12 protein-coding genes are annotated in these 12,561 nt (G+C 60.0%); 1 reads left to right on the plus strand and 11 read right to left on the minus strand.

All coding sequences use genetic code 11. The features are described 5' to 3' along the window. Positions 1–66: 66 nt before the first annotated feature. Together LOY70_RS21200 and LOY70_RS21205 are read right to left on the minus strand one after the other, a co-directional pair. Entirely contained in the window at positions 67–2,211 is a 2,145-nt protein-coding gene (locus LOY70_RS21200) for a 3-hydroxyacyl-CoA dehydrogenase NAD-binding domain-containing protein (RefSeq protein ID WP_265029222.1), read from the minus strand. A 25-nt stretch (positions 2,212–2,236) separates the two neighbouring features. Next, positions 2,237–3,442 carry an acetyl-CoA C-acetyltransferase gene (locus LOY70_RS21205; protein WP_265029223.1) on the minus strand — a complete coding sequence of 402 codons (1,206 nt, stop codon included), beginning with the start codon at positions 3,440–3,442 and terminating at the stop codon, positions 2,237–2,239. Positions 3,443–4,052: 610 nt separating this feature from the next. On the opposite strand from LOY70_RS21205, the gene LOY70_RS21210 reads away from it, so the two are divergent. Beyond that, positions 4,053–4,865, plus strand: a complete 813-nt coding sequence (locus tag LOY70_RS21210; protein WP_265029224.1) for a c-type cytochrome — start codon at positions 4,053–4,055, stop codon at positions 4,863–4,865. 73 nt (positions 4,866–4,938) lie between these two features. Here the strand turns inward: LOY70_RS21210 and LOY70_RS21215 are convergent, their stop codons facing one another. The 9 genes from LOY70_RS21215 to LOY70_RS21255 all read right to left on the minus strand — a co-directional run bounded on the left by LOY70_RS21215 (position 4,939) and on the right by LOY70_RS21255 (position 12,427). Then, a complete protein-coding gene (locus tag LOY70_RS21215; RefSeq protein WP_265029225.1) occupies positions 4,939–5,742 on the minus strand; it encodes a transglutaminase family protein in 804 nt (267 codons plus the stop codon). Then, positions 5,739–6,689, minus strand: coding sequence for an alpha-E domain-containing protein (locus LOY70_RS21220; RefSeq protein WP_123415972.1), 951 nt, complete (start codon positions 6,687–6,689; stop codon positions 5,739–5,741). The genes LOY70_RS21215 and LOY70_RS21220 overlap by 4 nt, the downstream gene beginning before the upstream one ends. A 10-nt stretch (positions 6,690–6,699) precedes the next feature. Further along, positions 6,700–8,109 carry a circularly permuted type 2 ATP-grasp protein gene (locus tag LOY70_RS21225; protein WP_265029226.1) on the minus strand — a complete coding sequence of 470 codons (1,410 nt, stop codon included), beginning with the start codon at positions 8,107–8,109 and terminating at the stop codon, positions 6,700–6,702. Positions 8,110–8,438: 329 nt separating this feature from the next. Continuing rightward, positions 8,439–8,780, minus strand: a complete 342-nt coding sequence (locus LOY70_RS21230; RefSeq protein WP_025214821.1) for a ribonuclease E inhibitor RraB — start codon at positions 8,778–8,780, stop codon at positions 8,439–8,441. 203 nt (positions 8,781–8,983) lie between these two features. Beyond that, a complete protein-coding gene (locus tag LOY70_RS21235; RefSeq protein ID WP_123345849.1) occupies positions 8,984–9,220 on the minus strand; it encodes a hypothetical protein in 237 nt (78 codons plus the stop codon). Positions 9,221–9,360: 140 nt separating this feature from the next. Next, positions 9,361–9,969 carry an START domain-containing protein gene (locus LOY70_RS21240; RefSeq protein WP_265029227.1) on the minus strand — a complete coding sequence of 203 codons (609 nt, stop codon included), beginning with the start codon at positions 9,967–9,969 and terminating at the stop codon, positions 9,361–9,363. Between the two features lie 54 nt (positions 9,970–10,023). Beyond that, positions 10,024–10,278, minus strand: a complete 255-nt coding sequence (locus LOY70_RS21245; RefSeq protein WP_265029228.1) for a YkgJ family cysteine cluster protein — start codon at positions 10,276–10,278, stop codon at positions 10,024–10,026. 147 nt (positions 10,279–10,425) lie between these two features. Beyond that, the gene (locus LOY70_RS21250) at positions 10,426–10,899 is read right to left on the minus strand and encodes a translation initiation factor 2 (protein ID WP_265029229.1); all 474 of its coding nucleotides are present in this window, start codon (positions 10,897–10,899) and stop codon (positions 10,426–10,428) included. An 85-nt stretch (positions 10,900–10,984) separates the two neighbouring features. Beyond that, positions 10,985–12,427, minus strand: coding sequence for a PLP-dependent aminotransferase family protein (locus LOY70_RS21255; protein WP_123345855.1), 1,443 nt, complete (start codon positions 12,425–12,427; stop codon positions 10,985–10,987). Between the last annotated feature and the right edge of the window lie 134 nt (positions 12,428–12,561).

Consider the following 12,561-nt stretch of genomic DNA (forward strand, 5'->3'; position numbering starts at 1 on the left):
GGAATATTGCACACCCCAGAGCCTGCCCTGAAACACGGTCCCAAGGCAAGCCCCTCCCCGGGTCTGTCAGAACAGTTCGTGCCTGGCGGCTTTCTCCAGCAACAAGGCCGGCGGTGAAAAACGCTCGCCGTATTGTTCGGCCAGATACTGGGCCCGGCCGACAAAGTCCTGTAGGCCGTATTGGTTGATGAACTGCAATGCACCGCCGGTCCAGGCCGCAAAGCCGATGCCCAGGATCGAGCCAACGTTGGCGTCGGCTGTCGAGGTAAGAACGCCTTCCTCCACGCAACGCACGGTTTCCAGGGCCTGGATGAACAGCAGCCGATCACGGACATCCTGCGGCGAAATCTGCCCATCGGCTTTCTCGAAACGGCTTTTGAGTTCCGGCCACAGATGCTTTTGCCCATCGGCCGGATATTCATAAAACCCCGCCCCGGCGGCCTTGCCCGACCGCTTGTATTCGTTGAGCAGCAAGTCAATCACGACGAATGCCGGGTGCTCAATCGGCGTTTTCCCTTCTGCGTGCAGGTCCTTGGCGGTTTGCGCGCGGATATGGCTCATCAGGCTGAGGGAAATTTCATCAGAGATCGCCAGCGGCCCGATCGGCATCCCGGCCTTGCGCGCTTCGGTCTCGATCATCGGCGCACTCACGCCCTCACCGAGCATGGCGATACCCTCCTGGGTAAAGGTGCCGAACACGCGAGAGGTAAAGAAGCCGCGGCTGTCATTGACCACAATCGGCGTCTTGTTGATTTGCAGGACGAAATCGAAGCCTCGTGCCAAGGTCTCGTCGCTGGTGCGGGCGCCCTTGATGATTTCCACCAGGGCCATTTTTTCCACGGGGCTGAAAAAGTGCAGGCCGATGAACCTCGTCGGGTCTGATACTGCCATGGCCAAACCGCTGATGGGTAAAGTCGATGTATTGGAAGCCATCACCGCGTCCGGCCCCACCACCGCCTGGGCAGCGGCCGACACCTTGGCTTTCAGGACACGGTCTTCAAACACCGCTTCGATGATCAAATCGCAACCGGCCAGGTCCGCGTCGCTGTCGGTCGTATGGATCCGCGCCAGCGTGGCTTCGCGTTGCTCGGCAGTCAGTTGACCGCGGGCGACCTTCTTCTCCAGCAGCACCGCCGAACGGGCTTTACCCTTTTCGGCGGCAGCCAGGTCGACATCCTTGAGCACCACCTCGACGCCGGCCACGGCGCTGACGTAGGCAATGCCGGCGCCCATCATGCCGGCACCGAGCACGCCGACTTTTTTTGTCAGATAAGGCGCAAAACCCCGTGGGCGAGAGCCGCCGGCCTTGATCTCATTGAGCTGGAACCAGAAGGTGCCGATCAGGTTCTTCGCCACCTGGCCGGTGGTCAACTCAGTGAAGTAGCGGGTTTCGATCAGGTGGGCCGTGTCGAAATCTACTTGGGCGCCTTCCACCGCGGCACAGAGGATCTTCTCCGGTGCCGGCAGGCAACCTTGGGTCTTGTTACGCAGAATTGAAGGGGCAATCGCCAGCATTTGCGCGACTTTCGGGTCCGACGGCGTACCACCCGGGATCTGATAACCCTTCGCGTCCCATGGCTGGACCACGCTTGGGTTGGCGAGAATCCAGGCCCGGGATTTGGCCAGCAGTTCGTCATGGTCAGCTGCCAATTCATCAATCAACCCCGCCTGCAGTGCTTGCTGTGGGCGAACCTTTTTCCCCTCCAGCAGATATGGCAAGGCCTTCTCCAAACCGAGCAGGCGCACCATCCGCACCACTCCGCCGCCGCCCGGCAACAGGCCAAGGGTGACTTCCGGCAGGCCGAGCTGCACCGATGGGTGATCCAGGGCCACGCGATGATGGCAGGCCAGGCAGATTTCCCAGCCGCCACCGAGGGCCGCGCCGTTGATGGCCGCCACCACCGGTTTGCCCAACGTTTCCAACGCACGCAGCTGCGCCTTGAGTCCCAGGACCCTTTCGTAGAAAGCCGTGGCCTCGGGCTTGCCGACCTTGATCAGTTCGTTGAGGTCACCGCCGACGAAGAAGGTTTTCTTGGCCGAAGTGATGATCACCCCGGCAATCGTGTCCTTCTCGGCGGCCAAACGGGCCACGCAAGCGGCCATGGCCTCGCGATACGCGGCATTCATGGTGTTGGCGCTCTGGCCCGGCATGTCCAGGGTCAGGACGACGATCCGGTCCTGGCCGGTTTCATAACGGATGGCATCGGTCATCAGCAGTGTTCCTTGAAGTCGTGGCTCAGAGGCGTTCGATAACGGTGGCAATGCCCATGCCGCCGCCGACACACAGGGTCGCCAGGCCATAGCGCAGGCGCCGCACCTCCAACTCATCGAGCAAGGTGCCGAGGATTGCGCACCCGGTGGCGCCCAAGGGATGGCCCATGGCGATGGAGCCACCGTTGACGTTGACCTTGGCGGGGTCGATGGCCATGTCCTTGATGAACTTGAGCACCACCGAGGCAAAGGCTTCGTTGACTTCGAACAAGTCAATGTCCTCCACTCGCAGGCCGGCCTTGGCCAAGGCCTTGCGGGTGGCCGGCGCCGGGCCGGTGAGCATGATGGTCGGGTCGGTGCTGGTGACGGCCGTGGCGACGATCCGTGCCCGGGGTTGCAGGCCCATGGCGCGCCCCTTGGACTCGGAACCGATCAACATCAGCGCCGCGCCATCGACGATGCCGGAACTGTTGCCCGGCGTGTGCACATGGTTGATTCGTTCGACATGGCTGTAGACCCGCAGCGCCGTGCCGTCGAAACCCATCTGGCCCATGGCTTCGAAACTCGGCTTGAGCTTGCCCAGGCTCTCTAGCGTGGAGTCGGCGCGAATGAATTCGTCATGGTCCAGCAGCACGATGCCATTCTGGTCCCGCACCGCCACCAGGGATTTGGCGAACGAACCGTCAGCCCGGGCCCGCGCGGCTTTTTGCTGGGAGTGCAGCGCATAGGCATCGACATCCGCGCGGCTGAAGCCCTCCAGGGTGGCTATCAAGTCGGCGCCGATGCCCTGGGGAATGAAGTGCCCGTGCAGGTTGGATTGCGGGTCGAGCGCCCAGGCGCCGCCGTCACTGCCCATGGGCACCCGGGACATGGATTCGACGCCGCCGGCCACCACCAGGTCCTCGAACCCGGATCGCACTTTCATGGCCGCCAGGTTCACCGATTCCAGGCCCGAGGCGCAAAACCGATTGAGTTGCACGCCCGCCACACTGACATCCCAATCGGCCATCAACGAGGCGGTCTTGGCGATGTCGGCGCCCTGCTCTCCCACCGGCGTTACGCAACCCAGCACAATATCGTCGACCTGGCTGGTGTCCAGGCTCATGCGTTGTTGCAAAGCGATGAGCAGGCCAGCCATCAGGTTTACCGGCTTCACGCTGTGCAAGGCGCCATCGGTCTTGCCTTTGCCGCGAGGCGTGCGCAGTGCGTCGAAAATCAAAGCTTGGGTCATGACATCCTCGAAACCACGGGGGTAATGCGATGCCTACAACCATAAGCCCAGCGGCGCGGGATTCAATGACCGCAGTGCTCAACCCCGTTGACGACGGCGCTCAGACGAACGGTAGCCTGCTATCGGGTTAACCGATTCAGGTAAGCAAGCTGTCTAGCAAAAGGCCCAGCAAGAAGCTGGCAATAGGCCTCATGCCGTTTTAATAGCAATTAGCTAGAAACTGATACGAATTGGATCTAAGCCAACGGCGCTGGGGCCCCTAATGTAATCCTTGTACAAGAAAGTCGTCGGGTTTTGCCGAGGCACTTGTCAAACAGGAAGTGCACCGCCAGTCGCCATGGATATGCAGGCTGGCCTCAGGAAATAACAAAAAAGGCGGGTCAGCCAATGTTCAAACATTCGAAAGTTCGTCAAGCCGGACTCATTCTCTTCGCCACGACGCTGCTGTTGATTTTGCCGAATATCACCAAGGTGATCGGCTGAGTCCTGCGCGCGGGTACCTGAACCATCAGCACGTTGTATCGCCAAAAAATGTGACGGGTTCGTTGTTCCGGCGGTGGTGGCTGTGCCAACCTTTATGGCATCCCCCTCGACATGGAAGACGATCCATTTGAAAGCTCTCATTGTGTTCGGGGCGTTGCTGCTCAGCACGCCCCTGTATGCCGCGCAACTGGTGCTGGAGTTGGGCGCGGGTACTCGCACCTGGCAAACTGAAGAACTGCTCAAGCATCCTGAAGCTCGAACGGTCCAGATCGCTGAAGATGTTTCCTACAAAAAAGCGATGAGTTATCGCGCCGTGCCTTTGACAGCGTTGTTGATCGGCATCCAGCCGGACGACCACCTGCAAGCCGTGGCGCTGGACGGTTTCGCCGCCGAAATGCCCGCGGCGCCATTGCTCAACAAGAGCGGCGCCCGTGCCTGGCTGGCGATTGAAGACCCTGCCAAACCCTGGCCGTCACTGGGCGAAGGCAAACACAGCGCCGGACCTTTCTACCTGGTCTGGACGGACCCTCAGGCGGGCCATATCAGCCCTGAACAATGGCCGTACGCGGTGGCGAGCATCAAGCGCCTGTCAGCGGTGGCCGAACGCTTCCCGGCCCTGCTGCCATCGCCTACGCTGGCCAAGGACGATCCGATCAATAAAGGTTTCGAGCTGTTCCAGAAGAACTGCCTGGCATGCCATCGCCTCAATGGCGCCGGCGATGCGCAGTTCGGCCCGGACTTGAACATCCCCTTCAATCCTACCGAGTACTTCTCGGGAGACTTCCTCAAGCGCTATATCCGCGACCCGCAGGGCCTGCGCCGCTGGCCCCAGGGCAAGATGCCGGGTTTCTCGGAGGCAGTGCTGCCGGACTCGGAGCTGGATTTGTTGGTGGGGTATTTGAAGCATATGGCGGGGCGTAAAACACCTCTGGGCCAATAAGACCACGTATGCGGCTGACTTGACCTCTGTGGCGAGGGGATAAATCCCCTCGTCACATTGAATCAGCCACCAGTTACTGAAGTTGCACGGTGATCAGCGGCGCCGGTGTCACGACCACCTTGGCATGCATCTGCTCACAACCGCCGCCACGGCGCATGCCGCGCACCGGACAGGCGTCCAGGTAATCCAGGCCCACGGCCAGTTTCAGGTGTCGCTCCGGGCGGGCCAGTTGGTTGGTCACATCGAAGCTGTACCAGGCGTCATCGAGCCAGGCCTCGGCCCAGGCGTGACTGGCCAGGTGTTCGCTGTTGTCGCCGAACAGATAGCCCGATACGTAGCGCGCCGGTATGCCCAGGCTGCGAACGCAGGCCAGGAAGGCATGGGCGTGATCCTGGCACACCCCGCTACGACCGGCAAAAGCCTGGGCCGCGCTGGTCTCGATTTCAGTGGAGCCCGGCGCGTAGCTCATATGTTGGTTCAGCCCATGCATCAAATCGATCAAGGCCGTGCGATCGCGGCGCTGCTTGCATTGCTGCTGGGCAAAGGCGCGAAGAGCCTCGTCCGCTTCAGTCAACCGCGTGAACCGCAGGAACGGCAGCGCCGATTGGCTCTCATGTTCAGCTTCGTGCAACGGATCGATGTCCACCTGCCCGCGAGCACCGATGACGATCGTTTCGTGGGGCTCGTCCAGCGTAAGGACATGAAGGATATTGCCGAACGGATCCAGCTGCGCCCGCACTGGCCGAGGCAGGTCGAGCTGCCAGCTCAGCACATGCTGGCGTTCGCTGTCGTGGGGAGTCAGACGCAGGTACTGAATACTCGCGCGAACCTGATCTTCATAGTGGTAGGCCGTTTCGTGGCTGATTGAGAGTCTCATATGACCTCCAGGTAGGAACTGTGGATGGCATTGCCCAGTTCGCGGACCAGTGGGATGAACTCGGTGAGCCAGGCATGCAGGCCCCCGTCGAGGATTTCGTTGATACCGGTGTAGCGCAGGCGCGCGTCCATTTCCGCCCCCAGCCGTTGTGCCTGCCGGCCATTGGAGCCCGACAGGCTCGCGAGAATCTGCTCGATTTCTTCAGTGCAGGCGCGCAGTGAGCGCGGCACGTCGGCGCGTAACAGCAACAGTTCAGCCACATGGCGGGCACCCGGGGCGTCACGGTAGATCTCGGTGTAGGCCTCGAAGGAAGACAAGGCCCGCAGCAAGGCGCTCCACTGGTAGTACGCGTGGGCGGTGCCATCGCTGACCGTGTCGGCCTGATCGCCGGCCATTTCGTAGCGGGCGTCGAGCAGGCGCAGGGTGTTGTCGGCCCTTTCGATAAAGGTCCCCAGGCGAATGAACCTGAAGGCATCGTTACGCATGATGGTGCCGTAGGTTGCGCCTCGAAACAGGTGGGACCGTTCCTTGACCCACTCGCAGAAACGGCTCATGCCGTAGCGACTCAAGCCTTGCTCGGCAATATCGCGAATTTCCAACCAGGTGGCGTTGATGTTTTCCCACATGTCGGCGGTGATTCGCCCACGTACCGCATGGGCACTGGCCCGCGCAGAGCCGAGGCAGCTGTAGATGCTGGCCGGGTTGGCGGCGTCCAGGGCAAAGAAGTGCAGCAATCGCTCGGCATGCAAATCGCCGTGGCGTTCCCGGTAATCGTCCAGCGTCCCGGTGATCAGCAACGGCATGGCCAACTCGTGCAGGCCGTCACCGCGCCCGTCCTGGGGCATCAACGACAGCGAATAGCTGACGTCGAGCATCCGCGCGAGGTTTTCCGCACGCTCCAGGTAACGCGACATCCAATACAGGTCCGAGGCGGTTCTACTTAACATGGCAGCTCCTTCAATCCTCGACCACCCAGGTGTCCTTCGTGCCACCGCCCTGGGATGAGTTCACCACCAGCGACCCTTCGCGCAGCGCCACACGGGTCAGGCCGCCGGGCACCACACGGGTTTCCCGGCCGGACAGCACAAACGGCCGCAAGTCGATATGCCGTGGAGCGATGCCATTTTCGACAAAGGTCGGGCACGTCGAGAGTGACAGCGTCGGCTGGGCGATATAGGCGTGCGGCTTGGCCTTGATCCGCTCACGGAAGGCATCGATCTGCGCCGTCGTCGCCGCCGGCCCCACCAGCATTCCGTAACCGCCGGAACCCTGGGTCTCCTTGACGACCAGGTCCGGAAGGTTAGCCAGCACGTGGGAAAGCTCGGCAGGATTGCGACACTGCCAGGTCGGAACGTTCTTCAGGATCGGCTCTTCGTCCAGGTAAAAACGGATCATGTCGGTGACGAACGGGTACACCGACTTATCGTCCGCCACCCCCGTACCGATGGCATTGGCCAGCACCACGTTGCCCGAACGGTAGGACGACAACAGCCCTGGTACACCGAGCATCGACTCCGGGTTGAAGGCCAGGGGATCGAGGAACGCATCGTCGAGGCGCCGATAGATCACATCGACGGTTTTCGGCCCGTCAGTGGTACGCATGAAGACCTTGTCATCGCGTACGAAAAGGTCAGCGCCTTCCACCAGTTCCACACCCATCTCCCGAGCCAGGAACGCGTGTTCGAAGAAAGCACTGTTGAAACGTCCCGGAGTGAGGACCACGACACTGGGATCGTCCAGCGGGCTCGCGCTTTTCAGGGTGTCGAGCAGCAGATTGGGATAATGATCTATCGGCGCGATGCGTTGGACGGCGAACAGTTCGGGAAACAGGCGCATCATCATCTTGCGATCTTCGAGCATGTAGCTGACGCCACTGGGCGTACGAAGATTGTCCTCGAGCACGTAGTACGTGCCGTCGCCGTCGCGTACCAGGTCGACCCCGCAAATGTGGGCATAGATGTCGCGGTGCAGGTCCAGCCCCTGCATCGCCAGTTGATATTGCTCGTTGGCCAGCACCTGCTCGGCCGGAATGATCCCGGCGCGGATGATGCGTTGTTCGTGGTAGAGGTCGGCCAGGAACATGTTCAGCGCCTTGACTCGCTGGATGCAGCCACGCTCGACGACCCGCCATTCACTGGCGGGAATGCTGCGCGGGATGGTGTCGAAAGGGATCAGGCGCTCTGTTCCCTGCTCGTCACCGTAGAGCGTGAATGTGATCCCGGCGCGATGAAACAACAGGTCGGCTTCGCGCCGCCGTTGTGCCAGAAGCTCGTCAGGGGTTTCGGCCAGCCAACGGGCAAACGCCCGATAATGCGGGCGGACCTGGCCGTCGGCGTCGTACATTTCATCAAAACCGGTGCGGATCATGCCGTACTCCTTGTCACCCTGACATCCGGCTTCGCAAGGCCCGTGCCATCGGCATAAACGCTTCCTGATCAAAGGGTTGGATTATCCACCGGGAGGCCATGCACCCTTGTAGTGCAGCCAATGCCCCCCTACCCCACCGCCACGCCTCATCACGACGCATAGCCTGGCTACCCTGAGCATAGACACGGAAAAAGGACGTAGCCTGCTGCGGATACAGTTAGGTACAAAACCTGGAGGAGTGTGGCAGGGGTCAGTTGGCGGCTGGCGGGCACACATGAAAACGGCCGACACAAAGGTCAGCCGTTGCTCTGGTTGCAGTAAGTGAAGTATCAGGCCTGCAGGCGCCGAATCTCCTGTTTGACGCCCCAACCCTCGATGATGCCGCCCAAGGGTTCAACCACGGCCTCGAAGTCTTGCTCGAAGTCTCCAATGTCGTCGTAGGTGGCGTACATCACCCGGCTCAGTTCCAACGACCAGGCCCCGTCGTCCCGGGCGCTGATCTGTGCGTTCAATGACTCACCCCGAAATTGACCTGCTGCCCTGCGCGCCCGCTCCTCATCCGGGAAAATGGCGTAGAACTCGATGGGATGGAATTGTGAGAAATCGAAACCGCCTTCTTTCATGCGGCGAAGCACACTGGTGCTGATGTCTTCTTGATAGGCTGTGCTCATGAAACGTCCTCCTCAAACTGATGGATAGACTTTCCGTCTTCCCGTATGAGCAACCCAGGGGTTGCGCATGGCACGGCATCAACTGACCGTCGGGACACAAGCATGTAGCTGACAAGACCGGACCTTCGCGATCCTTTCGCTGATCTCAATTGCAGAGTAGCCGCAAGTCGCGGTCACTGCCAAGCGGGGCCAGACACTGAATTTCATGAAATCGGTTTAATGCTGATGATTTCGATGCTGTGCTGGGATTTGAGGTTCTTGAGCGTTGGGTCTTCGGTGCGACCTTCCAGGTCATTGAGATCAAGCTTGGCGGGCACGGGTAGCAACTTTTCGCGGATCAATTGCGCAGCCTGCTCCATGGTGGGCTCTTGGTCATAGTCGAACTGCTCGGCGATGGCTTCGCCGTGGTCATCAACGAAAGTGATCTCCCACTTTTGCATCGGTCTCTCCTCGATCAATTCAGGGCCTGGCTTACGTACATCTCGACATTGAGCGCTGAACAATCGTTCCGCCGGGTTGTTGGCCGGCACGTACGAAAAGACCGCCTCGAGGGCGGTCTTTTGGGGTGTTGCATAGCCGATTATTTCTCGGCACGTTCCTTCAGGGCTTTCAAGGTGTTGAACGGCGCGTCCACCACAAATTTGTTGGCCAGCCAGGACGGTACGCTGCCACCCGGATCGGTGTGGACCTGATAGGTCACTTCGACCTGGCCCGCGCCCTTGGGTACGAATTTCCAGAAGCCCTCAACCTGGGTCACCCGCACATAATCCGGCTCTTCGGGCAGGTACTTCGGCACGCCCTTGAGGTTGCGGGTCAGGCTGCCATCGGTGCCTTCGACGGTGGTCACTTCCAACACAGAGTCCCGGGACTTGACCGGCCACGGCGTATTGAACTGGGTGTAGGTCCAGCTCTTGTCGCCCTCGTGCTTGAGCAGTTTCTGGCTCTTGCATTCATGAATCCAGGCGCAGGCACCCGAGACATCTTCCTGCAGGGCCCGCAGCTTGGGCATGGTGGTTTTCATGACGGTCACGCCCTGGTAGGCCTTGTACTTGGAGCCGGCCACTTCACTGAGGGAAACCTTGATACCGTCCTGCTCCTTGACCACTTGCCAGTCTTCTGCCTGAGCGGCGGCCGATGCCAACAACACGGTCATCCCACACAACACAGCCATACGATGCAGCGAACCCATAATTCTTTTCCTTATTGTCCAAGTTCGTTCATGTCAGTTCCGATCATTAACCCATTACGCTGCCGTGACTTGCTCCCACCAACCGATGAGGCGGATAGCGTCTTCGCTGCTGTTGCCGCAGACTTCGATGTCAGCTTCGAACGCCGAACATACTGCCGGACGCTCTGGCTCGCCGAAGATCCGGCACAGGTTATCGATCGACAACTGCACGCAGCGTTCTCCTGCCGGCTTGCCCTGGGGCATGCCAGGGATCGGCGAGCTGATGGAAGGGGCAATGCAGCAGGCGCCACAGCCTTCACGGCACTTCATGACGACAAACATCCTCACGACAAGTAATGATTGGTAACAGGGCACAGAGTAGCGGCTAAAACACTCGTTTTAAATTACTGCTTGTGTGTTTTTTCGCCGCAACAAGATGACTGGACAGTCAGCAACGACTGCAAGCATGGCCAAGATCTACTGCTTGAACTCGAAATCCAGCGCCGCCCCTTCCACTTCATGACGCTCCTGATTGCGCAGGGGCAGCTGCATTTCATTGCTCAGCAAACGGCCATTGAGCTGGAACGGTCCGGGCTTCTCTCCAAAAAATGAAGGCAGCAGTGGCTCATGTTTGGGTGACAATACCTTACCCGGTGGCTGCAGATTCTCGACCATGTCATGGGGCAGGCTCAAATCCAGCTTGGGCGGCGGCAGTGGTTTTTTGGCGATCTCGTGGGCAGATTTGCTCTTGGAAGCGATTGGCGCGCGTTTTTTCTTCACGGGCGCTGCCTTTTTCGCGGGTGCCTTTTTGACCGCTGCCGGTTTTTTCGGCGCATTTTGCGCGGCGTTGACGGCCGGTTTATCCTGCGCCGAAGCCGCCACGACGCCTCCTGTGTGGAAGGCAGTCAACAGGCCGATCAAAACCCACGCGACAGGAACAATGGCTTTCATAAATACAACGGCAGTTACGGCAGAGAACCCCATGCTCGCCTGATAATGAGACGCTGACAAGCACATCAGGCTAAGCCGCTGATTCCTATAAAAATCCGTTGGCAGTCTCTTGGCACAATTGAGTGGCCAACAGCCCCAGCGTCATCAAGGCCCGCTCCGCCTCACGGTTCCAAGGCGTGCCACAGTTCAGTCGGATACAGTGGTTGAACTGCTCGGTGTTACTGAAAATCAGCCCGGGCGCGATACTGATGCCTTGTTGCAACGCCCGCACATGCAATTCCTGGGTATTGACCCGTCCCGGCAGGCTGACCCACAGGATGAAACCGCCGGTGGGCCGACTCATCTGCGTGCCTTCGGGAAAGTACTGCTGCACCGCCAGCTGAAAGGCGCTGAGATTTTTGCGGTACTCCTGGCGGATATAACGCAGGTGTCGGTCATAGCCGCCATTTTCCAGATACGCCGCAATGCCCATCTGCGTGACGCTGCACGCCGAGTGGGTACTGAAGGTCTGGAGCCGCTGGATTTCCTGCTGGAATTTGCCGGCGATCATCCAGCCAATACGCACCCCTGGCGACAACGTCTTGGAAAAGCTCGAACAGTAGATGACCCGATCCAACCGGTCATAGGCTTTTAGTGCCTTGGTGCGCCCCTGCTCGAACATCAGCTCACCATAGATATCGTCCTCGACGATCTGAATGTCGAAATCCGACGCCAGGCGTAACAGTTGCTTTTGCCGCTCCTCCGGCATCGTCCCACCCAAGGGGTTACTCAAGCGCGTGGTCAGCACCAACGCCTTGATCGACCATTGGTTGGCCGCCAGTTGCAGGGCCTCTAGGCTCATGCCAGTGACCGGGTCGCTGGGTATCTCGATGACCTTGAGCCCCAACAGATCCGCCAGTTGTAGCAAGCCGTAGTAGGTGGGTGATTCGGCAGCGATCAGATCCCCTGGCCGGGTCAACACGCGCAAGGACATCTGCAGCGCATCGACACAGCCGTGGGTGATCACCACTTCGGAGGGATCCACCACCACACCGGCATCGCGCATGCGAATCGCCACCTGACGTCGCAACGGTTCGAAGCCCGGGCTGAACATGTAGCTGAACGCCCGCGGGCTGTGGAACCGCGTGACCTTGGCCAATTGCTGGTGCAGCGCCCGCACCGGCAAGTAATCGACGCTCGGTACCGCCGCCCCCAAGGGAAACACCCCTTCACGGCGCGACTCGTCCAGTACCTGCTGGATGATGCTGCTGCGCGTCACCAGCCCCGGACGCTCGACCCGGGCGATGTCCGGCGTCGGCGCCGTCAAGGCTGGGGTCTGGTGCACGTAGTAACCCGATTGCGGCCGCGCACGGATCAGCCCCTGGTCTTCAAGGTTGGCGTAGGCCTGCAGCACCGTCGCGTGGCTGACGTTGAGCTGCGAACTCATCTTGCGCACCGAAGGCACGCGTTCTCCGGGCTGATACACACCGCGGCGGATGTCTTCAGCCAGTTGTTGAGCAATACGTTGATAGAGCAGGAGGTTGGTCATGACGCAGCACTCGATTTCACGGGCATTTTATTCTTGTCTGAAACGATACCGGCACAGTTTAGAAGTGTACTGGGACAGTTGCCAGATTACTCGACAGTACAAGGGAGTGACAGCGCTAACTGTACCCCTCACAG

It is taken from the genome of Pseudomonas sp. B21-054, assembly GCF_026016345.1.
GTDB lineage: Bacteria > Pseudomonadota > Gammaproteobacteria > Pseudomonadales > Pseudomonadaceae > Aquipseudomonas.